This is a genomic window from Spirosoma migulaei (assembly GCF_054776855.1).
On sequence record NZ_BAAHBG010000033.1, the window covers coordinates 459,171 to 483,719 of the forward strand.

21 protein-coding genes and 2 pseudogenes are annotated in these 24,549 nt (G+C 45.9%); 6 read left to right on the forward strand and 17 right to left on the reverse strand.

The window, feature by feature from the left end:
• From ACYVGO_RS31740 to ACYVGO_RS31750, 3 genes and pseudogenes are all read left to right on the forward strand, one after another.
• Positions 1–150: pseudogene (locus ACYVGO_RS31740) on the forward strand (hypothetical protein); the annotation flags it as partial.
• 104 nt (positions 151–254) lie between these two features.
• The gene (locus ACYVGO_RS31745; RefSeq protein ID WP_460972755.1) at positions 255–2,234 is read left to right on the forward strand and encodes a hypothetical protein; all 1,980 of its coding nucleotides are present in this window, start codon (positions 255–257) and stop codon (positions 2,232–2,234) included.
• Positions 2,235–2,310: 76 nt separating this feature from the next.
• The gene (locus ACYVGO_RS31750) at positions 2,311–3,030 is read left to right on the forward strand and encodes a Bax inhibitor-1/YccA family protein (protein WP_460972756.1); all 720 of its coding nucleotides are present in this window, start codon (positions 2,311–2,313) and stop codon (positions 3,028–3,030) included.
• Between the two features lie 90 nt (positions 3,031–3,120).
• Here ACYVGO_RS31750 and ACYVGO_RS31755 read toward each other — a convergent pair whose 3' ends face one another.
• The 12 genes and pseudogenes from ACYVGO_RS31755 to pheS form a co-directional block, all read right to left on the reverse strand.
• Positions 3,121–3,345, reverse strand: a complete 225-nt coding sequence (locus ACYVGO_RS31755) for a hypothetical protein (protein ID WP_460972757.1) — start codon at positions 3,343–3,345, stop codon at positions 3,121–3,123.
• A gap of 10 nt (positions 3,346–3,355) precedes the next feature.
• Positions 3,356–3,688, reverse strand: coding sequence for a type II toxin-antitoxin system RelE/ParE family toxin (locus tag ACYVGO_RS31760; protein WP_460972759.1), 333 nt, complete (start codon positions 3,686–3,688; stop codon positions 3,356–3,358).
• Positions 3,678–3,911 carry a hypothetical protein gene (locus ACYVGO_RS31765; RefSeq protein ID WP_460972760.1) on the reverse strand — a complete coding sequence of 78 codons (234 nt, stop codon included), beginning with the start codon at positions 3,909–3,911 and terminating at the stop codon, positions 3,678–3,680. Before ACYVGO_RS31765 ends, ACYVGO_RS31760 begins: the two co-directional genes overlap by 11 nt.
• 16 nt (positions 3,912–3,927) lie before the next feature.
• On the reverse strand, positions 3,928–4,428 hold the full coding sequence (locus ACYVGO_RS31770) for a hypothetical protein (protein ID WP_460972761.1): 501 nt from the start codon (positions 4,426–4,428) through the stop codon (positions 3,928–3,930).
• Positions 4,429–4,574: 146 nt separating this feature from the next.
• The gene (clpB, locus tag ACYVGO_RS31775; RefSeq protein WP_460972762.1) at positions 4,575–7,199 is read right to left on the reverse strand and encodes an ATP-dependent chaperone ClpB; all 2,625 of its coding nucleotides are present in this window, start codon (positions 7,197–7,199) and stop codon (positions 4,575–4,577) included.
• Positions 7,200–7,981: 782 nt separating this feature from the next.
• Positions 7,982–8,466, reverse strand: a pseudogene (tnpA, locus tag ACYVGO_RS31780) (IS200/IS605 family transposase).
• A 122-nt stretch (positions 8,467–8,588) separates the two neighbouring features.
• Positions 8,589–9,539: a TspO/MBR family protein gene (locus ACYVGO_RS31785; RefSeq protein WP_460972763.1), complete on the reverse strand. Its 951-nt coding sequence runs from the start codon at positions 9,537–9,539 to the stop codon at positions 8,589–8,591.
• A 93-nt stretch (positions 9,540–9,632) separates the two neighbouring features.
• Positions 9,633–10,715 (reverse strand): SDR family NAD(P)-dependent oxidoreductase, encoded by a 1,083-nt coding sequence (locus ACYVGO_RS31790; protein ID WP_142774472.1) that lies wholly within the window; start codon positions 10,713–10,715, stop codon positions 9,633–9,635.
• A 181-nt stretch (positions 10,716–10,896) separates the two neighbouring features.
• Positions 10,897–12,228 carry a DUF937 domain-containing protein gene (locus tag ACYVGO_RS31795; RefSeq protein ID WP_460972764.1) on the reverse strand — a complete coding sequence of 444 codons (1,332 nt, stop codon included), beginning with the start codon at positions 12,226–12,228 and terminating at the stop codon, positions 10,897–10,899.
• 152 nt (positions 12,229–12,380) lie between these two features.
• Positions 12,381–12,569 carry an exodeoxyribonuclease VII small subunit gene (xseB, locus tag ACYVGO_RS31800; protein ID WP_142774470.1) on the reverse strand — a complete coding sequence of 63 codons (189 nt, stop codon included), beginning with the start codon at positions 12,567–12,569 and terminating at the stop codon, positions 12,381–12,383.
• A gap of 44 nt (positions 12,570–12,613) precedes the next feature.
• On the reverse strand, positions 12,614–13,813 hold the full coding sequence (locus ACYVGO_RS31805; protein WP_142774469.1) for an exodeoxyribonuclease VII large subunit: 1,200 nt from the start codon (positions 13,811–13,813) through the stop codon (positions 12,614–12,616).
• A 100-nt stretch (positions 13,814–13,913) separates the two neighbouring features.
• On the reverse strand, positions 13,914–14,957 hold the full coding sequence (gene pheS / locus ACYVGO_RS31810; protein WP_142774468.1) for a phenylalanine--tRNA ligase subunit alpha: 1,044 nt from the start codon (positions 14,955–14,957) through the stop codon (positions 13,914–13,916).
• 368 nt (positions 14,958–15,325) lie between these two features.
• Here pheS and ACYVGO_RS31815 point away from each other — a divergent pair, with 368 nt between their 5' ends.
• Together ACYVGO_RS31815 and ACYVGO_RS31820 are read left to right on the forward strand one after the other, a co-directional pair.
• Positions 15,326–15,757 carry a LytR/AlgR family response regulator transcription factor gene (locus ACYVGO_RS31815; RefSeq protein WP_142774467.1) on the forward strand — a complete coding sequence of 144 codons (432 nt, stop codon included), beginning with the start codon at positions 15,326–15,328 and terminating at the stop codon, positions 15,755–15,757.
• A 253-nt stretch (positions 15,758–16,010) separates the two neighbouring features.
• Positions 16,011–16,430, forward strand: coding sequence for a LytR/AlgR family response regulator transcription factor (locus ACYVGO_RS31820; protein ID WP_460972765.1), 420 nt, complete (start codon positions 16,011–16,013; stop codon positions 16,428–16,430).
• 125 nt (positions 16,431–16,555) lie between these two features.
• On the opposite strand, the gene ACYVGO_RS31825 is transcribed toward ACYVGO_RS31820, so the two are convergent.
• Complete coding sequence (locus ACYVGO_RS31825; protein ID WP_460972766.1) at positions 16,556–17,227, reverse strand: porin family protein; 672 nt, start codon at positions 17,225–17,227, stop codon at positions 16,556–16,558.
• 239 nt (positions 17,228–17,466) lie between these two features.
• On the opposite strand from ACYVGO_RS31825, the gene radA reads away from it, so the two are divergent.
• Positions 17,467–18,852, forward strand: a complete 1,386-nt coding sequence (radA, locus tag ACYVGO_RS31830) for a DNA repair protein RadA (protein ID WP_460972767.1) — start codon at positions 17,467–17,469, stop codon at positions 18,850–18,852.
• Positions 18,853–18,861: 9 nt separating this feature from the next.
• Here the strand turns inward: radA and ACYVGO_RS31835 are convergent, their stop codons facing one another.
• Genes ACYVGO_RS31835 through ACYVGO_RS31850 form a run of 4 tightly spaced genes read right to left on the reverse strand, consistent with a single transcriptional unit; the run spans position 18,862 to position 24,545 of the window.
• Positions 18,862–19,578 carry a M48 family metallopeptidase gene (locus ACYVGO_RS31835; protein WP_460972768.1) on the reverse strand — a complete coding sequence of 239 codons (717 nt, stop codon included), beginning with the start codon at positions 19,576–19,578 and terminating at the stop codon, positions 18,862–18,864.
• Positions 19,578–23,108 carry a type I restriction endonuclease subunit R gene (locus ACYVGO_RS31840; RefSeq protein ID WP_460972769.1) on the reverse strand — a complete coding sequence of 1,177 codons (3,531 nt, stop codon included), beginning with the start codon at positions 23,106–23,108 and terminating at the stop codon, positions 19,578–19,580. The genes ACYVGO_RS31835 and ACYVGO_RS31840 overlap by 1 nt, the downstream gene beginning before the upstream one ends.
• Positions 23,105–23,518, reverse strand: coding sequence for a hypothetical protein (locus ACYVGO_RS31845; protein ID WP_460972770.1), 414 nt, complete (start codon positions 23,516–23,518; stop codon positions 23,105–23,107). The genes ACYVGO_RS31840 and ACYVGO_RS31845 overlap by 4 nt, the downstream gene beginning before the upstream one ends.
• Positions 23,508–24,545 carry a PDDEXK nuclease domain-containing protein gene (locus tag ACYVGO_RS31850; RefSeq protein WP_460972771.1) on the reverse strand — a complete coding sequence of 346 codons (1,038 nt, stop codon included), beginning with the start codon at positions 24,543–24,545 and terminating at the stop codon, positions 23,508–23,510. Before ACYVGO_RS31850 ends, ACYVGO_RS31845 begins: the two co-directional genes overlap by 11 nt.
• Positions 24,546–24,549 lie beyond the last annotated feature (4 nt).

Genomic DNA, 24,549 nt, shown 5'->3' on the forward strand with positions numbered 1-24,549 from the left:
TTTCCGGCCGAAGCGACACCCAATGGGCTGACGGCCGTAATGCCAGAATCGATACAGGGAGGGCCAACATTCCTGTCATCACACCCCGACAGTCAGGCCAGAGCGCAACGCGTGCGTGACCGGGCCCGTCGGGATGGACTGGCCCGGTAGAGAAAGATCAGCCACTTCGTTGAGGTAAGTCATACGTAAATCCTATAAATGGAGGGTAGTTTACGGAGCTATTTTAACAGCTCGTTTATATACATACTCCACTTATGGCTCTTTTTCTACGTTACCTGCTCTTAACTATGTTTGGGGTTGCCATACAGGGTGGCAACCCGCTCTTTGCCAAACCAACCTGGACGTTTAGTGTGGTAGTAGCTGTAGAGAAACGTACTGCCGATTTATATCAACTTGCGTATTCGAAGACGATCACCCAGATTGTAAACGAGCAGTTGGCTACCATCAACGCCAATTTTAACAGCTCGCCTAACTTCAACGGTATCTATAACTTTCGGGTCGATTCTGTATATGTGTTTGACGGTGCAGTAGGTGACGAAATTGCCAGGCCGCACCCCAGATATATGTACGGCATTGTGATTAATGGGTTTTCGGATATTACCTCAGGAGGAGGGTGGTATGGTAGTAGTCAGACTATCTACCACAACTGGAAATGGGATTATTTCGATGGGCCTTTTGCGCAGACAGCTACTGATGGTTTAACGCATGAATTTGGGCACGCCCGCGGGGCAATTGATATCTATGCGTTACAGGTAGACGCTCAAAAGAATCCGGTGAATGGCACTTCATTTGCGGCCGTAAACTCGATCATGAATTATCCCTATGGCAATGTTGTCTGGGATGAGCATACGACAAATTTATTGAACGCTACGGGAGGAGATCCTATTGTTGGAGATACCTGGATAACAGATGCATTCCCTAACTCAATTGGTATAAAGGCTATTGACTCGCAGGGAAAACCGCTAAGAAATGTACAACTGGATATATATACTGTCAATTGGTATTCTAATGCCGTTACTGGGAACGCAATTTATACAGTCATAACTAACCCAAACGGGATTTATTCATTCTCAAGAAATCCCTATTATCCACTATCCAGTGGATTCCCCTGGAATATAGAATATTGCAATTTTCTGGTTAAAGCTACGTACAACTCGGTTGTCGTCTATAAGTGGATGCCACTGTATGATGTTCAGAATGCGTATTTTCGCAACGGGGCAAATTCGGTGTATAATGCGGAGATTCAGTTTCCAGCAAGTACCCCTATTATCACGTTAAACAGTGTGAGTACTACTAGTGTTTGTCCTGGAAATACAATTGATGCGTCGTTTACCGTAAGTGGCAACTTTGAGCCAGATAATACGTTCAGCCTACAACTTGTCGATAGCTTCGGCATGGCCACAACGCTGGCAAGCGGTATTGGCACCAATGGAACTACCATAACCGGAAAAATACCGACCGGATATTATTCAACAAAATTTGGGTATTTAGTCCGGGTGGTGAGTAATAAACCATCGGTTAAAAGCGATGGGATCGTGATTGCGCTCAACGCGTTACCTACAGCCACCTTGAAAGACAACGGCCCGCTGAGTGGTACCTTAACGAGTGTTACACTGACGGCAGGGGGCGGCACGTCCTATGCGTTTGGAGGCCTTGGTTTGGTGAGCCAGAATCCTACGTCTGGTACGGCTATTGTCAACGCATCGGGTATTTATTCGGTAACGGTTACGAGCAGTGCTGGTTGTTCCAATACAGCTAGTTTAGCCCTGGCCGGTACAGATTTAACGCCTACACTGGTTTTGCCGCAGGCTAATTTTGCGGCAATAGGTAGTGTTGCCAATCTGGTCGTCAACCTCTTTGAGGTAGCCGGATTGCCAACAACCATGAGCAATGTAGCCATAACCATCACCGCTCCCGCTGGCTATACGATCTCCTTTGACCCGTCCAGTACCCGTATCAATGTGTTGGGTGGGACAGAGAATCCGGTAGCGATCGATAATTCAAACTGGTTAGTGACGAGTTCGCTGGCAAACCGGCAACTCTCTTTAGTCATGAAGGCCAATCAGTTTATTGGAGCAGGGGGCAAGGTTGCACTGGGCTTTAGCGTCACCCGTACGAGTGCGAACTCGGGTAGTACATCCACTATTACGGTGAACATCAGTGATGATGCGACAAAAGGATATGATGGTAATACTGCCAATAATGTGTATGCCCGGATTATTAACGGATTGTAAATAGGCCCTCTTAGTCACTTAGTTGCATCTGATCTATTCATTAGCTTTCTTTCGGACGTCAAAACTATTTACTCTAATGGAATCACAATCCTACCCTGAACGCCAGCACCCTTTTCTGACGGCCGACCAAGTGAAACGCGAGCAGGCGGCTTTCATGACCCAAGTCTACGGCTGGATGACCGTTGCCTTACTCGTGACGGCTTCCGTCTCTGTTTGGGTAGCCAGCACGCCCGCCGTACTGGAACTCATTTTTGGTAATCGACTGGTTTTCTATGCCTTGCTGATTGGCGAAGTGTTATTGGTCATATCGCTATCGGCGGCAGTGCAACGGGTATCGGCACGAACCGCAACGGCCATGTTTCTGGGTTACGCCGTTATGAATGGACTGACGCTGGCGTCGATTTTTATGCTCTATACCGGTGGGTCAATAGCTTCGACGTTCTTTGTCACAGCCGGGACATTTGGAGCCATGAGTGCCTTTGGTTATTTCACCAAACGTGATCTGACCTCAATGGGTGGTTTTCTGATGATGGCCCTCATTGGACTGATCATTGCCTCGGTCGTAAATATTTTCTGGCAGAACGAAACGCTGTATTGGATCGCGACCTATGCCGGTGTACTGATCTTTGTTGGCTTGACCGCCTACGATACCCAGAAGATCAAGGAAATGAACGTTATCGGCAATGCTGGTACTGACGAAGAGCGTAAAGGAGCCATCATGGGGGCGCTACGGCTCTACCTGGATTTCATCAATATGTTTCTCTACATGCTGCGCCTGTTTGGTCGCAGACGGTAGGGCAGGAGTTTTTGGTAAATGGAAAAAGCACTTCGGGAGGAGTGCTTTTTTGTTTGATGGAGGTTGGGAGATCTGAGAAAAAAATCTTCTTCACTTGCGTAACCAAGCCGCTAATGGACTCAAATAATACATTTTTCCGTCTTTTTTGAAATCCCAAACATTACTGACTTCAAGTAGCCGGGCAGGTTCATCAGCTTTCCGAATACGAACACGGTTTATGCGTCGTAACCGTCGGTTTGCCCACCGTTTGTCTTGCTTTTCAGCGCTCGCGGTAGTGATTCCCAGAATAGGTGTTTTGTGAATTGAACGACTCATAGGAAACAGTTTAATCGCTTTCCAGTAATTTCAATAAATTGTCCAACTCGTCGTCTGAGATAGTACTTCGTTCTGCTTTGTCGTAGATAAATGACAGCGTAATCGTCTCATTGATGATCTTGACGTACGTAATGACACGAGCCCCGCCTGCTTTGCCGGTTCGTTTGGATGTAATTTTAAGCCTTACTTTGTATAAGTTACTGCCTAACGATTTGCCTAATGTAGGGTTATCGACCAGTTCTTGGCCTAAACGAACTAAATCGGCTTTAATGGACGGATACTTTTTTGCCAGCCGTTTCAATTGTTTATCAAAAACGGATAGCGTCAGAACTTTATAACTCATTGAGCAGATCTGCTAAAGGCCGAGCTTGTTTAGTTCCCTGCTCAACGGCTTTTAGTTCTTGAATAGCTTCCTTCAATTCAGTAATCAACTGCTCTTTAGTTGGTTCCCCGATTTCATATTGTTCCAAATCAGCGTACTGCTTCTTTAGTAGTTTCCAGTCAGGCATGGGAATAAAAACGCCTGTTGGATTACCCTTGCTATCGTGAATGACTTGTAGATTCATAGCTTCGTGTCTTTGTTCAAATATAGGGAGAAATGACTGTGATGGCAATTAAGGGTACTGATGACACAAATATTCCGCTAGTTGTTGCGGGATTCTGGGCAATATATTCTCCACATATAGAACAAATATTATTATTAATTGAACCTGTTGGATAAGCGTGTTGTCTTTTTTCCTTACCACCTTGTACCAGCTTTATCGTGGAGTTTAATATTGCAGATCCTGATATATCTAATATTTTACCGATAGGACTTTGTGTGTCATACAATAGATTTTTATGACCATCTTGATCAATTTCAATGCTACCTGAAGCTTTAGTCAGGTTAACATATTCACAGTATCTATTGGGGTCAGTAAAAATAGAGGTGTGATGGCTTAGGTTAAGAATACTTGTATGCTTAGTGTATTTTTTGATCTGATCCCTGCTCCCTGTATAATTAGAATTTTGCTGAAAAAAAACATTAGATATAGGCGCTTGATGACAACATTTTAGGCAGTAGTAAATAGGTATTTGTTGCATTTTATTTTAAATAGTAATATGGTCTATATTTATGTTTTTTTTGGTAGATTTTATTTTAATATGTCCTGATATTTTTAATGAAAAAAGTGTCGGTTAAGTCATTAGCTATTTAATGCTTAACCGACACCATAATGTATCAGTATCAATTACAAATTCTCAATATGGGCATCCAGGTTCGTGAAGGCAATCTCGCCGTCGTCGTTCAACTCCATCAATACAACGGAATCTTTCTTGACTTCGCCCGACAGTATGCTCTTCGAGAGTTCGTTGAGCACCCGGCGTTGTAACACGCGTTTCAGCGGACGGGCACCAAATTGTGGGTCGAAACCTTCTTCGCCAATCTTGGTCAGCGCTTCGTCGGTGGCGTCGAGCTGGATGCCGTTTTCGGCGAGTCGTTGCTTAATGCCCCGGAACTGAATGTCCACAATCTTGCGGATGTTGGCTTTCGTCAGCGGCTCAAACATGACGATTTCATCAATCCGGTTCAGGAACTCGGGGCGAATGGTCTGCCGAAGCAACTCCAGCACGGCCGATTTCGCTTCTTCCAGCACCAGCGAGTGGTTCCAGCCTTCGTCCTCGGCAAACTTCTCCTGAATCAGATGGCTACCGATATTGGAGGTCATGATGATGATCGTGTTCTTGAAGTTCGCTACACGGCCTTTGTTGTCGGTCAGGCGGCCTTCGTCGAGCACTTGCAGCAGGATGTTCCAAACGTCGGGGTGGGCTTTTTCGATTTCGTCAAGCAACACCACCGAGTAGGGTTTCCGGCGAACAGCTTCAGTCAACTGCCCCCCTTCGTCGTAGCCCACGTATCCCGGAGGAGCACCAATCAATCGGCTAACGGCGTGGCGTTCCTGGTATTCCGACATATCAATCCGCACAAGGGCGTTCTCATCGTTGAATAGGTACTCGGCCAGTGTCCGGGCTACTTCGGTTTTACCAACGCCTGTAGTACCGAGGAAGATAAACGAACCAATAGGTCGTTTCGGGTCCTGCATGCCAGCCCGGCTCCGACGAACCGCATCGGCCACGACTTCAATCGCTTCAGCTTGTCCGGCTACGCGTTTGCCAAGTTCTTTTTCCAGGTTGAGCAACTTCTCCCGGTCGCTTTGCAGCATTTTAGAAACCGGAATGCCGGTCCATTTTGCCACTACTTCGGCGATATCATCGGCAGTCACTTCTTCCTGCATCATCCGATCCGACGAGTCTTTATCAGAACCTTCTTTAGCCAGGGAATTTAGCTTATTCTCAATTTCGGGAATACGGCCGTAGCGAATTTCGGCTACTTTGCCATAATCGCCCGAGCGTTCGGCCTGGTCAGCTTCCAGCTTCAGTTTGTCAAGCTCTTCTTTCAGCGTTCTTCCTTCGTTGACCGATGCTTTTTCGGTTTCCCATTTGGCTTTCAGACTATTTCGTTGTTCACTAAGATCTTCGATCTGTTTGTTGAGTACGGTTTCCTTTTCCTTGTCGTTCTCGCGACGGATAGCTTCCCGCTCAATTTCCAACTGCATGATGCGTCGGTTCAGTTCATCGAGTTCTTCGGGTACGGAGTCCATCTCCAGGCGGAGTTTGGCAGCTGCCTCGTCCATCAGGTCAATAGCTTTGTCCGGTAGAAAACGGTCCGTGATGTAGCGCGTCGAAAGTTCAACAGCGGCAATTACGGCATCGTCTTTGATTCGGACCCCGTGGTGCAATTCGTATTTCTCTTTGATACCCCGCAGGATCGAAATAGCATCGGGCATGTCGGGCTCATCGACCATAACAGCCTGAAACCGACGTTCGAGCGCTTTATCTTTCTCAATGTATTTCTGATACTCTTTCAGCGTAGTCGCACCAATCGTATGCAGTTCCCCACGAGACAGAGCAGGTTTGAGCAGGTTTGCCGCATCCATGGCTCCTTCGCCACCGGCACCCGCGCCGATGAGTGTGTGAATTTCATCGATGAACAGAATAATTTGTCCATCCGAATCCGTTACTTCTTTGATAACGGCTTTCAAACGTTCTTCAAACTCGCCTTTATACTTGGCACCCGCAATTAGCAAGCCCATGTCGAGCGAGACGATGGTTTTAGTTTTCAGGTTTTCAGGAACGTCGCCCGATACGATCCGTTGGGCAAGTCCTTCCACAATGGCGGTTTTACCAACGCCCGGTTCGCCGAGCAGAATTGGGTTATTCTTGGTTCGGCGGCTCAGGATTTGCAGCACCCGCCGGATTTCTTCGTCACGGCCAATCACCGGGTCAATTTTACCCGTGCGGGCACGTTCGTTCAGGTTGATACTGAAACGTTCCAGAGATTGATACTTCGCTTCTGCGTTTTGGTCTTTCACCGAGTTTCCTTTTCTAAGTTCGTTGATAGCCGCTTTCGTTTGTTTTTCATTGAAACCGGCATCTTTTAATAAGGTTGCAATTTGATCTTTGCCGCCCATTAGTCCTAACAGCATCAGTTCGACGCTCACAAACTCGTCGCCAAATTCTTTGGTATAGCTGCTGGCTTTGGCCAGGGCCGCGGCCGTATCGTTGCTCAGGTACACGCTGCCGTTGCCTCCCGAAACTTTGGGATAGGTGGTCAGAATAGCTTGTAGAGCCGCATTTGTATTTTGTAGATTGATCCCAGTCTTTTTCGCAATGAACCCAACTACGTTTTCGTCTTCCGACAGAATAGCCTGAAGCAGATGTCCCGTTTCGATACCTTGCTGGCCGTTACCGAGGGCAATCTCCGACGCCTTCTGTACGACCTCCTGTGCTTTTATGGTGTAATTTTTAAAGTCCATGACTGTTGAGAGGATTAGGGTGTTTTACTGGATGACTACTTAATAACAAATCACGGGCCGAGGTGGTTTTTCGGACATTTTGGCGGAAATTGCGTGATTTCTGCTTTTCATTGTGTCAGAATGTCGTAAATAGTACTGAATATGTTTTGGTGTACCATTATCGGCCTAATTGCATTATACACTGGTGGTCGGATGTATCAAGCAATAACTCGTTTAAAGAGATTTGGCAAAGTAGTAGAAGCTGATGTCTTTTCTGTTGAGAAACCTGATTTTCGATTTTAGATTGGGCCAATTTCTATTCATTCTCAGACAGTAACGACAGTTTGTTATCAAAACGAGAAAGATCAATGGGTCGCAGGGAAATTGAAAGGAGGGCTAACTAACTTAAAGAAAGGAGATAAAATTTCAATCTGGTATGATCCCGAAGACCCAGTAACTATTGTTTTTAATGATAGAACTAGTACTGGTTTTAATGCAATTCTTACCGTTTTATTAGGATTGGCTTTGGTTGGATATGGTTTATATAGATACCTCGAGTAAAATGTTGATCAAAGCAAAGCCCTGTTAGGGGCGGCCTGTCAATAGCACACCAAGACGTTAAATCCAGTAAAGCCCTGTAGGGGCGACCTAAAAATGCGAAACTAGTTAGGCCGCCCCTACAGGGCTTTGAAAATGTATAGTTAAGGGCGTTGCTATTGATAGGTCGCCCCTGACAGGGCTTTATAATAAGAATTATATTATTGATAGGTGACTATCGTAGGGCTCTAGTGTGATCAGTGGAATCACTCTTTGGGTTTGATATTATCCGACTGGGCGTAAAAGTCGAATACATATTTCAGATCATACTGCACCTCGAAACGCTTTAAAAATGCCAGATATTCATCTTGAAAGGTACGTTTTCGGTGGTGTTCTTCCTGATTTAACCCATATTGAATCACATCGTGAACCTGTGATTGTCCATAGGTAAATGCACCATAACCTTCTTGCCAAGCGATTGCTTACACCACCCTTTCTCTTTGATAAAACCTGATGATGACGATTTTATATCGCGAACCAAATCTGAAAGCGTAAGTGAAGGTGCAAAACCAATGAAGCAATGAATGTGATCCGGCATCGCATTAATAGCCAGTAGTTTTTGCTCTCGTTTTTGTACGATGCCGGTTATGTATTGATGTAGTTCCGCTTTGTGCGCGCAAGCAATCAGGTTTTGGCGGCCTTTTATTGCGAAGATAAGTTGAGCGTATAATTGTGTGTACGTATTTGCCATTTATCAATCTGTTATGTTGGATTGATTAGGCGAGTCTGCTAGAAAAAAGCATCATATGGCATGGCTCCATTAGCAACGTTTAACAAAAAAGCCGCCCTGTGATTACAAGGCGGCTTTTCTACTTAATCCAGCCCTTCAGCTTCGATTGGCTTCATGCGCTCTCGGGCAATTTGGGCTTGATAAGGTTCTTTCGTTTCAACGGGCCCTGCCAGTACTTCGGCTTCTGCATCGTAGATGACACCGTTGTCATACTCATGAAACTTGCCTTGTGGAAGCCAGTAGGTCAGCAAACCAGCATAGGCTGCGGCCAAAATAGCGGCTGTCCAGCCTACAACAGGTTGTTTCTGCCAATCGCGGGTGGCAATACCAGTAAAACCAGCTACGAACGGTACCATATACCAGGGATCGTTAAGTCGCCGGGCAATGAGGTAACCCGCCCCCGCGGTAGCGGCCAGGATACCCGCTGCTACCGGTTCGTCGCGTTCTTCGTCAGGCTTCCAGGCGTTCAACGTTAATATGGTATTAGGCGTACCAACTACTGTGGCGGCTGTGAGCCAGCCCGCATATAGACTTATCGGAATACGAAGGTATTTTTCGGGCGAGGGGACGTCCGTTTTGCCGATTTCCAGGCTTTGGTGTAAGGCTAAAGCCGCTGGTAAGTTAAACTTCGTTGTGAGGTCGGAAATAACAATGCTTCGTGGATCATTCTGAGAAAAGAACCGGCCAAAAATAGCGTTGAGCGCCCAACTGGTCCACCACCAGGGCAAAGCTTTCTGGTAACGTGGGTTGTGCTCCTGCGAAGGAAGGGCTTGGTGAACCATCATCGCGGTCAGGCCAGAATAGATCGTTGACCAGACAACACCAAAAGTCCAGCCGTCCGGAACGATCATGTTTTTCTCGAAAACGCGTTCGTATTCTTCCGGAACATCATACTCATAGGCTAGACCACCCTGTTCAGATTCTTTGCGTTCTTTACTTTCCTGCCGTGACCGATTGCTCGATACGGTTGTGTAGATGATACTGCCAACGGCAAGGGCAGCAGTGGCAATTCGCCAAAATGATGAGTTTTTCATGACAGAATTGTTTTCACGACAGGATTTAGGGGATAAAACAGAATTTTTCTCTAGAATTCAATCCTGCTCATCCCCTAAACCCTGTCAAAAAAATTAGGCAGCTACTTCCTCTTCAACATCCTCCGTTTTTGCAACAATCTTTTCCGCCTTAGCCTTCGTGTTCTGGTACGCATCAGCAACAGTTTCAACAACTGTATCCAAAACAGACGACAGCGTATCGGATATGGCGTTCCCTGCCGATTTAGCTTTGTACCGATAACGGGCTTTCTGAAAATCGCTGGTGTTTTTATAACCGATTGTCAGGGCAATGCCTGCCACTACGGCTATACCAAATCCAATGCCCCAGGCCAGGGAAATGGTGGGTTCTTTTTCTTCTGGTTCAGGCTTTTGCGCCATCTTACCACGCATAACAGCCGCCAGAGCTTCTTGTGGAGCAACGTAAGACATTACTTCATACGACTTATTCTTCAGGCCCCCTGGAATGGCTTTAGATTTACCCGCCATGAGTGCATCATAGCCTGCTTTAGCTACCATAACGGGGTCCTGAACTTCATCCGTTACTTTGGTATTTTCAGCGCCAGCCTTATGGAAGAAGTCGGTGTCCGTAGCGTTAGGCAATAAGGCCGTAATCGTCACGTTAGTGTCTTTCACCTCATTAATAAGTGACTGCGTAAAGTTGTAGACGTAGGCTTTGGTTCCCGCATAAACGGCCATGAGTGGGGTAGGCGTAATGGAGAGTAAGGAGGCCAGATTCAGAATCTTACCTTCGTTTCGCGCGAGCATATCGTATAAAAACAGCTTCGTCATCTGAGTCAATGTCAGCACATTGAGGTGGATCATTGCCTTCTCTCGTTCCCAGTCGGTGTCAGTGGCAAAGAGACCATACAGCCCAACCCCGGCATCGTTGACCAACACATCGACCGTAATGTCTTTTGCCTTAACCTGATTGTAAACATCCTGAGCGGCATCTTCCGTAGCCAGGTCTTTACCGATGACCGTGATCTGCTGCGTACCGTAATTACTTTTGAAGACTTCGGCAAGGCGATCCAGCTTGTCGTCGCTGCGAGATACGAGTACTAAATTATAGCCGTCCTGTGCAAACAGTTTGGCGAGTTCCTGACCGATACCACTAGAGGCACCTGTAATCAGAGCGGTTTTTCCTGTTCCTGTGTTCATAACACGTAGTTGGTTCGTTACTAAAGGGTATGAACTGTCACTATCAGAAGTTGTTTAGAGAAAATGTGCAGATTTCTGAACGATCTGGGTCATAAGCTGAAAAATTACAGGGCATAAAAAAGCCTTTCCAGGACTACTGGAAAGGCTTTTTTATGTTTATGTCGACGATTGGAATACAGTATTATTTAACCACCACTTTCAGGTCAATTTTTCGTAACGTTGGCTTCGCAATACCTGATGTATCGTTTTTAGCTACGCCCGTTCCGCGGCCAATGGCATCAATGCGAACAAAATCAATGCCCGACGACATTAATTGCTGCTTGATCTGATTGACTCGCTTGAACGACAGGCTCTTATTAGTTAAATCACCTTTCGCATCATTGGCATAGCCTACAAGTTGTACCTGCAAACGGGGGTATGTTTTCAGAATAGTGGCTAATTCCCCAACCGTTGCCTGCCCACTGGCCGTCATTGATAACGAACCGGGCTGGAATGTTATGCCTGTGAGTGGAAATACACGACCTTTAGGTAGTGCCGCATTGCCCAGATAAGGTGCCATTTGTTGCGTTAAAGCGCTGGTAGACGTAACGGGTGTAACACCTGCCAGGCTGGTTGTAGCGGTGGCAGAAGTTGACTTGGGGGCCGTTTTGACGGTTGGTTCTTTAGGAACTGCCAGCGATCGTGCAACAGTATCTGCCTGAATGGTATCGGTCGTAACGGTGGTAACATCGCGGGCTTCCTCCTGTCCGTCCGAATATTTTTGGGTATTCTGATACAGATAATAACCACCAACAGCCAGTGCTACGGCTATTAATGCACCTACACCCCATTTCGTTAGTGTTTCATTTTCAGAGTCAGAATCATCGGGTGCTTCGTAACTAATGACTGGACGGGTCGCAGTAGTGGTTGAGCGGCCTGATGATTCAGTGGTTGATCGTCGTGCAGGCATAGCCAGCCCAGCAACAACCTGATGGAGCCCTACTTTCTCAACCAACTGGGGCATAAAATCGTCGGGCACTACATTGACAAATGCATCCCGTTCGCTAAACAGCGAAGTAGCTAGCCCATCGGCATCTAATTTTTGGTCTTTTACCTGCTTGCCCAGCACATGGAGCACAATCGTAGTCGTTAAGCCCAATAGGGCAATGGCCGACGAGTTACGAATACCAGCATAGCCTGAGATCATACTGCCAATTGAGCTTTTCATGGCAGGCAGTAAGTGGCTGATCACGTCGTTACCTTGCGTAATAAGCGTATTGGTCAGGGCCGGATCGCGTAATACAGTTGTTAAATTCTCTGTCAGAGTACCGTCGTATCGTCCTTTTTGGATATGATTATAGAGCTGATTAACGCCAATTTCGCTGGTTGTGCGTTTCATCAGTCCACCCACGATGGTGTAGACGAGCCCATTAATGGCTTTACTGGTTTTTTCGGCGGGTTCGTCAATATACGTAGCAATACGCGACAGAACGTCCGAGTTTAATACATTCGTTAGATTGGCAAATAAATTCATATAATCAACAGACTCAATCAGGCAGTAAATGGGTACTAATTCTTACATCACAACCTTACCCGGGCATAGTAGTACCAGTGGGATTCACACAGGGGATAAAATTAGGCAAGGATTAGCAAAGCTCGCACATGGCCGAATAATAAAATCCCGATTTATCGCTTGGGTAACCGTTCTATAACTTCCTGATACTCCGTCTCGACGGCACGCAACCGCTCCTGACAGAACGCAATCAACTCGGCGGCCAGTCTGATTTTACCTGGTAGCTCATCGAGTGGCACTTCATCATTTTCTATTTCATCAACCAGCGTAGTTAGTTGGTCGTAAGCTTCCTGGTAAGTCATAAGTAGTCAGTCGTTAATCAAGAGTAGTTAGATGAAAGTGGCTACTATCCGCTCACTACTACCTGAATACTTCCGTCATGTAGTTGCACCTGCAGGGTTTCGTTGGATTGAATACCAGAGGTTTGTGTTAGTATCCGACCGTTCCGGAGCAAAAGCGCATAGCCACGACGAAGAACATTAGACGGGTCGAGGTGCCGTAGGGTAACGGCTTTCTCAGTCAAATCTGTGTGGCGTTCCCGGAAATATGTATGACCGGCAAAGCGAAGTCGTTCCGTTTCACGATCTAAATTTTCCCGAGCCGTTTGCATGGCTTCGCGGGCAACTACCCTTAATCGTTCGTGCAGTTGCAGGCAGGTTGCTTCAAATTGTCGGTTATGTTCAATAAGAAACGCGGCTGCTTTCGTAGGCGTTTTTACACTTTGATGGCAAAGCAAATCCGTAATGCTGACGTTGCGTTCATGGCCAATCCCGGCTAGAATGGGAATGGGGAAACCAGCTACTGTTTCGCCCATCAGGTATGTATCAAAGGAACCAAAATCCAGTTGAGAACCGCCACCTCGCACAATCACAACCGCATCGTAGGCGATACCACTGCTGCGAATGCGCTCCAATTGTCCGCAAATAGCACGTTCGGCTCCTTGCCCCTGCACTTGCGTCAGAAACTCATCAACGACAAAATCATAGCCAAATGGGTTCTGCGCCAACTCGTGTCTGAAATCACGCCATCCATCCGAATTGGGAGCGGTAATCAAGGCGAGTCGTTGCATGACAATCGGCCGCGCTACCAACTGATTAGCGGTTATATAATGACCGGCTTCGATCCAGATAAGTTCGGGATGATTCTGTACCAGCGAGTCAAGAACAGCCTGTCGTTCACGTTCAAGATTCCCGAGCGTATAAGACGGATCAATTTTTAGAATCTCCAGCCGCAACCCATACACCGGACTAAAACTCACCGATACCAGCAATAAGAGCTGAATATTACGGGCGAAAGCCACGCCCGTTGCCTGCTCAAAAGCACCGATGGTGTGGTAGTTTCTACGCCAGATACAGGCATCGAGTTTAGCCAGCGTCTCGCGTCCAGCCGATTCCCGCTCTACCAGTGTCAGAAAACAGTAGCCCCGGTCGGGGTAATTCTTGATGTCACTCGTTTCGGCTACCACCCAAACGGCTTTCTGCCCGAACGCTTCGTCTATAACGGCTTCGAGTGTAAACGCTAAATCAGAAAGGCGGATGGGAGACATAAAAGGGGGAGGAAAGGGAGGAGGGGGAAGAAGGGGAGGAATGGGTGAATGTTATATTCCTTTTCTCCCCTTCTTCCCCCTCCTCCCTTTCCTCCTTCAGTTAAAGTCCTTCAAACTGGCGCAGGAACCGTACGTCGTTTTCGGTATAAAGTCGTAGGTCATTCACAACGTATTTCAATTGCGTAATACGCTCGATACCCATTCCGAAAGCGAAGCCGGTATATTCTTCGGGGTCAATTCCACAATTGGCAATTACCTGTGGATCAACCATACCCGATCCGGCGATTTCGACCCAGCCCGAGTGCTTACAGATGTTACACCCTTTGCCCCCGCAAATCTGACACGAAATGTCAATTTCTGCACTGGGCTCCGTAAATGGGAAGTACGACGGACGGAAACGAATCTGCGTTCCGGGCTCGAACAGCTCCTTTACGAAATGATAGAGGGTATCTTTCAAGTCTTTAAAACCGACATTGCGATCAATGTAGATACCTTCCACCTGATGGAACATACAGTGGGCCCGTGCCGAAATGGTTTCGTTCCGATAAACGCGCCCCGGCATAATAGATCGGATGGGAGGTTTCTGTCGCTCCATCAGCCGAATCTGTACGTTGGAGGTATGCGTTCGTAGGAGCATATCGGCCGAGGTTTCGCCAGAAGTTGCTTTCTCGACAAAGAACGTATCCTGCATATCGCGGGCCGGGTGATTGTCGGGGAAGTTAAGTGCGCCAAAGTTGTACCAGTCCGATTCGATCTCGGGGCCGTCGGCAACGTTGAAACCAATCCGTTCAAAAATCTGAATTATCCGCTGCCGAACCAGGCTGAGTGGATGCTGTGTACCGGTCAGATTAGGAATGGTTGGTAGCGTCAGATCAACAGGTGGAGCACTGTTGGCGGCTGTTCGCTGCTCATCAATTAGCTGGCTAAAAGCGTCAAATCGCTCCTGAGCCAGGTTTTTCAGGCCATTCAATTCTTGACCAACAGTTCGCCGGTCTGCTTGTGGAACACTTTTGAGTTGTTCAAACAACTCCGTAATAACACCCTTACGGCTGATAAATCGCATTCGGAACTGTTCTAATTGTTCCGGCGACGTAATGTTGTATTGGTCAATCTCGAGGTGGAGATCTTTTACTTTATCCAGCATACGCAACTCGTTTCGCTATTCGCTGGCACAAAGGTAGGCAAAACTGAGAAGAGCATACGAATCTGTTGGGTAAGACTCTGATTTGTATAGCCAGCGGATACCTCAAACCCTAACTGGTTATAATTTGGAAATAGGGTAACGAATTTATTTTATATTTGTTGAGTAAACGGTAAAATTATACTGAATATTAATCAGTTATAATACTGGAGCGATTTATATGGATACAGTTAACTAAGTAGGACTGATTCTTGTAGATTGATTCCATGGGGAATACATGATAATCAGTAAATCCGGTATGTGGATCGGTGGAGTAAATAACTGAATATCAACCCATAACTACTACTAATCAATCACATAACCAAACGATTATGAACGCATTCGCTAACGACTCCATTTTTGATACACTGTCTATGCCTTTCCACAATAGTGTGGAAAAAATTGCCGATTCAGCCTGTTTACAGAAATTGCTCATCCCATTTTATGATCGTAAACGCACAGTATCTGTTGATGAAATTGTGCGATTGGAAGGGTGTGGTAACTATACCAAATTTTTTCTGAAAGATGGTACCAAAATGCTGGTCTCGCGCACGCTTAAAGAATATGAAACCTTATTAGATGGTCAGGCATTTGTTCGGGTACATAAATCATGCATTGTAAACCTTGGTTTTGTCCGTAAGTTTTTTGTGAAAAAAGAAGGGGAACTTGAATTGACTGATGGTCAGCAAGTGAAAATTTCTCGTCGGCGGGCACAGATGTTCATCGATCGAATCCGGAGTTTTCAGCCCGTAGCGTTGGTTTAATTGAAGTGGTGGGGTTTTTCCGAAAATTGTCGCGCAAAATCACACACGTGCCAAGTACGTAGTTTTACGCAATAGGGTGGGTAAATTCACTCAAAGAGTATACGAATTATCTTCGTAATGGTCTGATTAACAACTGGTTGACAGCTTTTGTTGGCCCTTGTTGATCAGGCTATTTTTTTTGAACCAGTGGGCATAAAGTAGTTTTGTTTCATCAATCAGGAGCTAAAAAGCCGAACCAAAACTACTCTTTACCATGGAAGCCAAAATTTTCTCACCCGCTCAGCCACTTTTGGTTGTTCCTCATTTTCCATCTTCTTATCAACGTAGTGCTCAGCGCATTGCATTGCCTTACCTGAATCGGACAATCTTTATTTCTGTAGACGATATTTTATGTCTTCAGGGAGAGGGCAACTACACATTTTTGCATACCCGTGATCGGAAACGATTTTTAGTATCGAAAACGCTTAAAGAATTTGAAAAAACGCTGGACGGAGCCATGTTCCTGCGTATTCACAAATCATATATCGTCAATCTGGCTTATGTACAACGGAGCATCTTCAACCGGGATCGTCAGGTACGCTTAGCTGATGGGCGTGAGGTGGCTATTTCGCGTCGACGTATGAAAGATATTTCTGTACAACTTGCCCAATACTGGCAGCGGCTGTATAACTAAGAGTTAGTCGATTAGTTCAGTAAAGGTGTAGTAAGTGAAATAAGTTGGTAAGTACAACGCGAGATTACGCATTAGCTTATCGACTTATTTCACTTACTACACCTTCTTTATTTACTGAACTAACTTTAAAAGAGCCGATAGGCAAGTGTAATTTGCCACGACTTCATACCCTGACTGAATTTGGCACCACTGTCTTTAATTTCGGCAATATCTGAGATATTCCCCTGATAGCGAACATCGAGCCCAAACGAGCCGATGTCCAGCCCACCACCTACCTGATATCCATAATAGGCCTGTGCCCAGGCGTCATTCAATGACCCATTGGTGTATTGGTGCAGTGCATCGCCTAAAGACTGATTGTCGTTGATTCTGAATGAAGCTACCGGGCCGGCAACGATTCGGATGGGACCACCTTTAATGCCCAGCAGTAAAGGCACATCGAAACTGGTTGTTTTCACCGTCGATATTTCGGTTTGTCCATTTCGAATGACACTAAATGAACCTGATCGGGTAGAATACAGAAGCTCAGGTTGTATGAATAAATTGCGACCAAAACGCATGTATATCCCGAAAGATGTACCCATTTTGCTGTCTAGGCTAGCCTGTAAATTATTTCGAAACGTTTGACCATCAACGCTAACATTGGGTGATCCATTGGTATTTGTGCCTGTTGAAACGAAATCGCCAAAAGTAAGCTTGGAGAGGTTGACCCCTCCTTTGATACCAATCTGGAAGCCCTGGGCAAATACCAAGGCAGGCAGAAACGTTAATGCAGCGAAAAGCAGGATTTTTTTCATAGATGGTTGTAAATTATAGTATTGATTGTTAAACGGAAATTGGGCCAATACGGTACAGAAAGCCAACTATTTTCGAGCAAACGGCGTTGATAAAGTGAGCAGTTATCCGCAAAAAAGTGTCCGTATTTTTCCTGATGCGGGTTGGATAAAAGGTTAGCAAAAAGGTTTAACCGGTCAAAAGTAGAATTGCTGATGCGGTTTGCTGAAATGCGCTCTCTTGCTTTCTGTTAACTGATAAAATGGCTAAATTAAAGACTACTTATTTCTGTCAGAGTTGCGGGCATCAGTCTGCTAAATGGATGGGTCGCTGCCCAGCCTGTGGTGAGTGGAATACAATTGTGGAGGAGCTCGTTCAGAAAGATGAACCCGAGAAAGGCGGCTGGCGAAGTCCCTCATCTAGCCCAGGCGGACTTAAAATTGCAGCTAAGCCGAAAGCAATCCATGCCATTAATTATGAAGAACAGCCGCGTGTTCGGACGACTGATCTTGAACTGAACCGTGTACTCGGCGGAGGTATTGTGGCAGGCTCACTGGTGCTTATTGGTGGAGAACCTGGTATCGGGAAATCCACACTGTTACTTCAAATTGCGCTCAGCTTAGCGGGCATGCGTGTACTTTACGTGTCGGGTGAGGAGAGTGAGCAGCAGATAAAAATGCGGGCCGAACGCCTGGATGCACCTACCAGCGATTGCCATGTGATGACGGAAACCTCTACCCAAAATATCTTTCGGGTGGTAGAGCATTTTGAGCCCGAAGTCCTGATTATTGACTCGATTCAGACCATGCAATCGTCATTGGTGGAATCGGGGGCGGGTAGTGTCTCGCAGGTTCGTGAATGCACGGCTGAGTTTATGAAATATGCCAAAGAATCAGGTGTGCCGGTGTTCATGATTGGCCATATTACCAAAGAGGGGTCCTTGGCCGGCCCGAAAGTGCTGGAACACATGGTCGATACTGTACTGACTTTCGAGGGCGACCGACACACCACCTACCGAATTCTACGAACCACTAAAAACCGTTTTGGAAGCACCGACGAATTAGGTATTTATGAAATGCTGGGTAGTGGCCTACGCCAAGTTACTAACCCATCCGAAATTCTGATTTCGCAACGTGATGAAGCACTAAGTGGCGTCACGATTGGCTCAATGCTGGAAGGGAATCGCCCTCTCATGATTGAAACCCAGGCCCTTGTAAGCGTGGCCAACTATGGCACACCGCAACGTAGTAGTACAGGCTTTGATGCTAAACGCTTGAATATGCTGCTGGCTGTCCTGGAAAAACGAGGTGGGTTTCGGCTTGGTCAGCAGGACGTTTTCCTGAATATAGCAGGTGGTTTACGTGTGGAAGACCCTGCCATTGATCTGGCCGTTTGCGCGGCTATCGTATCGAGTTACGAAGACATTGCCATTCCGCCATCGGTGGCCTTTGCTGCTGAAGTTGGTCTTGGGGGCGAAGTGCGAGCAGTGAGCAGGATAGAATCCCGCATTGCTGAAGCCGAAAAACTGGGCTTTAAACAGATGTTTATTTCCAAGTACAACATGAAGGGCCTGGATACCAAGGGCTACAAAATCCATATTAGGCCTGTGTCTCGCTTAGATGAGGTATTTCAGGGGGTTTTGATATAGATTGGAGCTTTAATAACTCCAGTCTACATGACTGACAGGTAGTCGATTCAGCTCTGTTTTGAATTGTTTCCAGCTTGGCAAATAAGTTTCCATGAAATAGAGAAATCGCTCATTATGGAGTCTTTCTAGCAAGTGGACCATTTCATGGACGATAATATACTCTAGGCATTGTTCAGGCTTCTTTGCTAATTCAAGGTTTATCCAGATTCGCTTCTTCTCAATAGTACAGGAGCCCCATTTGGTTTTCATTTGTTTTACTTGCCATTCAGCTACGTTGACATTTAGTACTTTCTCCCACTTGTGAATAATTGACGGAATTTGTTTTTTAAGTTCATCCCGATACCATTCTGTAAGTATTTCATGGCGTTTCATGGTGGAGGTATTTTGCCTTTCGTATAGGTTGAGTAATTTTTTGTTTTTAATTTCTACTCGTTGCTTTCCTTTTGTCTCAATGATATTTAGTAAATATCGTCTACCCTTGAAGTAATGACTTTCTCGCTGTTTATACTCTCGTTTTGATATGCGTTCCTGTGCTTCAAACTTCCGTTGGTTGCGTTTTATCCAGCTTAATTTTGAAATGATGAATAGACGGATAGCATCGTCATCTACAGTTAACGGTGCTGCAATACGCACTCGCCCAGTTGGTGGATAAACCGCCAGGTGAATGTTTTTAATCTTCTTTCTGACGACATCTATGTCAATATTGCTGATGGTGATTTGCTCCATTAATACTCGGACTGATTTTTAACGATGTCAAAAATTCGATGAATTTCCTGATCTTCTGTAATGTCATACCTTTTTAGCACATCAGTTAGCGCAAATCGTACCGCTTTCGATTTCTGGGGATTATCTCTCCAACCGTCCTTTTTTGTTCTTACTATCGCTTCATTTAACTCATTAGCTAGCCCTTCGTTCCTGCCTAAGTTGTCGTATAAGTCCCGCTTTGCAACTGTTGTTAATGAGGTCGGATAGTCTTTTGCCGTGTTAGTTCGTTTAACTTTCTTCGATAAGTCGATGATTTGCTGCAAATACGTTCCGTACTCCAGTGTGGTCTCTTTTCTCATCTTAATAAGCTCATCCAACAGCACGCTCATTTTCTCGTAATACACCGGATTGGCAGGGCTTTCCTCAATGATTACTTTTCGCAGATTGTTCTCAATGGATTCCGCCATTGCTTCGGGGTTTTCTTTGATGTTTTTTGGTAAATCGTCAAGGGCATCTTTGCCTTTTTTTATCAACAGCTCCACCAGACTAAAATCATCAAAGTTGGCAAGTACACTGCTCTCTTCTGCACCAATATAACTGTCGATTAAATGACGCATAGCAGGCTCGAATTGCTTCAAGTCAATGTAATCGCCACTGGCCAGTTGGATTTCTTTCCGTACAGTTTCGAGGTGTTTGCTATAGGCCTTAATCTTTTCGGCTTCCTTCTCCGTATACCCGGCTTCCTTCATTTCATCGGCAATGTTGGCATAGGCCCGAATGAGAGAGATGGTTAACTTGTACAAGAGCACACGACGTGGTTCGGTATCTTTAATTTCGTCGGGATTTTCAGTATCCTTTCCACAGAAATACCGAATATGGGCTAACGTGTCTTGAGGTGGGTCAACGGCTTCGAGTAAAGCGCTGATAGCCTCAATGGCCTCGTCTAGTCGTTCTTTGCCTTTTTGTAGCCGGTTCATCAATAAACCGTCAATATCTTTTTTCTCATAGCCGCTGAAGGCTTCGGAGGTGTAATCATTAAAGGCTTGTTCCAGACTCTTGAACAAGTCCATATAATCAATGACGTAGCCGTAGTCTTTGTCGTCGCCACCAAGTCGATTAACGCGGCAAACGGCTTGAAATAAACCGTGATCCCGTAGCTTTTTATCGATGTATAAGTAGGTTGCCGACGGTGCGTCGAAACCCGTAAGTAGCTTATTGACAACGATTAATAGCTTCATCTGTGCGGGCTCATTCACAAACTTTTTCTTGACTTCGGTCTCAAACTGGTTAACTTTATGGAGTGCCGTTTCAGGATCTTCGTTGAAATAAGTAGCCAGCATGTTCCGGTATATCTCGAAACGCTGTAGTTTTTCGGTATGGCCTTCGCCTGTTTCTTCGCCTTTGATGTCCTTGTAGTTCGGGACAAACGAGGTGACGATAGCACAGTTTTTCAGCCCTGCCTGTTGAAACAAGTCATAATAGCGACAGGCGTTGTAAATACTGTCTGACACCAGCATGGCATTCCCGTTGCCGTTTTGCAGCCGTTCCTTGCGCTCCATATCCAGCATAATGTCCATCACGATCTTCTCTAGTCGGGATTTGCTGCTGAATACTTTTTTGATGGTACCCCATTTCTGTTTTAGCTCAGCTTTGGCAAAGTTGGTGAGGCCACGGGTTTTTAATTCAAACCACTCGTCAATGCGGCTGCTCGATGTTAGCTTTTGCTCAATGTCGCGGGCTTCGTAGCGTAGGTCGAGTACTACTTTGTCAGAAACGGCCTCATCAAATTTATAGGTGTGAATATACCGACCAAACACTTCCAGACTCGTTTGCTTGGCTGATTTCAATAGGGGTGTTCCGGTAAAACCAATGAACAGGGCGTTAGGCACAAACTCCTTCATGGCGTCGTGCAACTTGCCCGACTGCGTACGGTGACACTCATCGACAAATACGTAGATATCACCTTTTGCCTGATAGTCGCGGGGAATACTGCTTTTTAACTGCTGCACATACGCATCAATGGCTTGATCGCTGTCGTCTTCCTTGTCGCCAAACTTATGAATGAGTGAACAGAGTAGCCAGGGCGATGTATCGTTGAGCTTAGCGAGCAGATCCTGCCCGCTTGTACTGCGGTAGATATTTTCCTGAACGCCCTGGTAGACCTTTTCGATTTGCTCGTCCAGCTCGTCGCGGTCGGTAATGATCAGCACCCGAGCGTTGGGGTTGTATTCGCGTATCCATTTGGTAAGCCAAACCATAGTCAGGCTTTTGCCGCTTCCCTGTGTGTGCCAGATGATACCCCCTTCCCGACGCCGAATAAAATCCTGGGCTGATTTAACGCCGAAATACTGATTGGGACGACAAAACTTCTTCTGGCCGCCGTCGAACACGATAAAGTCATGAATCAGCTCAAGAAAACGATCTTTGTTGAGTAGTTGAATGATGTGCTTATCCAGCCGATACTCGTATTGATCGGCTTTATCTCGAATGGCTTTGGTAATATCCAGCAAATGCGGATAGTCTTTGTCTTTTTGCTCGGTTACCTCTTTCCATTTTAAAAAGTATTTTTCTTTGGTATCGATAGCACCATAGGCAAGGCCCTCATTGTCGTTTCCGGCCATCACGAACTGAATGGTGTTGAAAAACGGCTTGATGAAGATGTGCTTCTGATTATCTAAATTCTGGTGAATGCCTTCGGAAATGGAAACGGTGCTACGTTTCAATTCCAAAACACCCAGGGCAATGCCGTTGACATACAGTACAATATCTGGCCGTTTTTTGTGAAGGCCCCGAATGGTCACCTCTTCGGCAATGGCAAAATCGTTTTCCCGTGGATGTTCCCAATCAATGAACTCAATGGTTTCTTTTTGCTGCCCGATTTCAGACTGCACCGTTTTACCATACCGAAGCAGGGAGTACACTTCTTTGTTAACGTCGGGTAGGTTACGGCTTTGGCTTGCTACTTTGGTTAGTTCATAAATGGCTTTATTTACCAAAGTTGGGTTGTATTTTTTCTTGTTCAGCAACCAATCTTTCAGGATGCCTTCCTCTACGTTGCTATTGTTATCACGATCTTGCCAGTTACCTAGATCCCGATACCCCAATTCGAGTTGCATGAGCAGCTTTACTCGATCCTGGGTTTTTCGTTCTGATTGGCCTATGATGGATTCAGAAGAGCCATTGATCATTCGGTTGATGATATCTTTCTTAAGCGAAGCGGCTAAGTCTTTTTCAAGGGATATCAGCACCAGGCCATCGTCGGGCAAAAGGTCTTCGCCGTAGGGCCCTCGATATAGGGTGGCACTAAACTCGCCTTCAGGGTCGTATTTGCCGAGATAAAAATTGGTTTGCTGATTTTCGTAAATGGGCTTTAAATCCATTGTTCCTTCGAAAAATAAACTTAGTTCTTCGAGGCTGACTTTTTTGCCGATATACGTGTAAGGCTCTTCTGTGAACAGACAGAAAATGAAGTTGTGCCGGCGATCGTCCTGACAGAAAATGACCGTAGGTACTTCGTAATAATAGAGATAGCGAACAACGTCGAGCTTCATCGCTGTATTTCCTGAATGGTGACGGTATTTATATCGAATTTGGCTGAACGCCACCATGAGTGATGGCCTGGGCTGAAGGTCTTTTTAAGCATACCATCCTCAGGTCGTAACTTTACTTCTCCTATTAGATACTTTTTGCCTTTTCCAGCCTGAATTTTTAAGGCAATTATTAGCTCCTCTTTAGAATCGAAGACTGATACGGACTTTTGCACGCAGGCATCGCATTCTTTAGGAAGGGGGCGCGCTGGATTGATTGGCGTAGGCAAAAAACAATCCGATGAAGCAGGGGTTGATTTCAATTTGCGATAGTATACGCGTTCCCCATTGGGAACAAACGCATCTTCGTGCGGGCAGGTCATACCCGTAGCGGCTAAATCTTCAAAATAGGTCAGGCTAGAGCTACTGTTCATTTCTATTCATTTTTTGGTGTGCAATTTCTACGGCCTTGTGCAGCTTTTCCTGCAATAGTTGTTGAGAGGGTAAGACGGTTAAATAATCGGCTACCCGGATGTTGCTTTTGTCTAGTTGCAGTAGCTCGATATGTTCTTCGTTTTTGCCTGTGCAGAGAATTAAGCCAATGGGCGTGTTCTCACCTTCTAGCTGTTCATGCTTTTCCAGATACCGCAGATACAGCTCCATCTGGCCTTTGTATCCAGCCTCAAACTCACCAATTTTTAAATCAATGGCGACCAAACATTTCAGCCGACGGTGGTAAAAAAGCAGGTCGATGTAATAATCGCGGTTGTCGATGGTGATGCGTTTCTGACGGGCCATAAAGGCAAAATCGCTTCCCATTTTGATGATGAAGCGTTGCAACTCGACAATGATGGCGGTTTCGAGGTCTTTTTCGGAATAAGTGTCGGATAGGCCGAGGAAGTCCAGAAAATAAGGGTCTCTAAAAACGAGGTCGGGGCTGAGTTTTTGGTCGTTGCGGAGTAACGCCAGATCGTTTTGTATGGTGAGTTCGGGCTTTTTGCTGATAGCCGTGCGCTCGTAGAGCATGGATTGGATGCGCTCCTGCAATTGCCGCGACGACCACCGTTCCAACTTACAGAGTTCAATATAAAAATCCCGTTTTAGCGGGTTATCTATATACATGATGGCCCTCAGATGGGTCCAGCTCAATTGGCTACGCAGTGCGTATACAATTTTCTCGTCCGGAAAAATGAGGGCAAACTGCATGCACTGCCTCAATTGTTTTTCGCCCCAGCCTTTGCCATAGTCAGTCGTTAATTGTTGGGCTAGTGAGCCAACAATCTGCTTGCCGTATTCGGCCCGACTGTTGCCCAATACGTTGTCATTGATACGTTTACCGACATGCCAATACAACAATGTAATTTCAGCATTTACGGCCAGTGCTACGTTCTGTTTACTGGCTTCAATAAGCTGCCGGATGTCGGTAACGATTGTCTGTTCGGGGTGCGGGTCTTTATCCATTTAG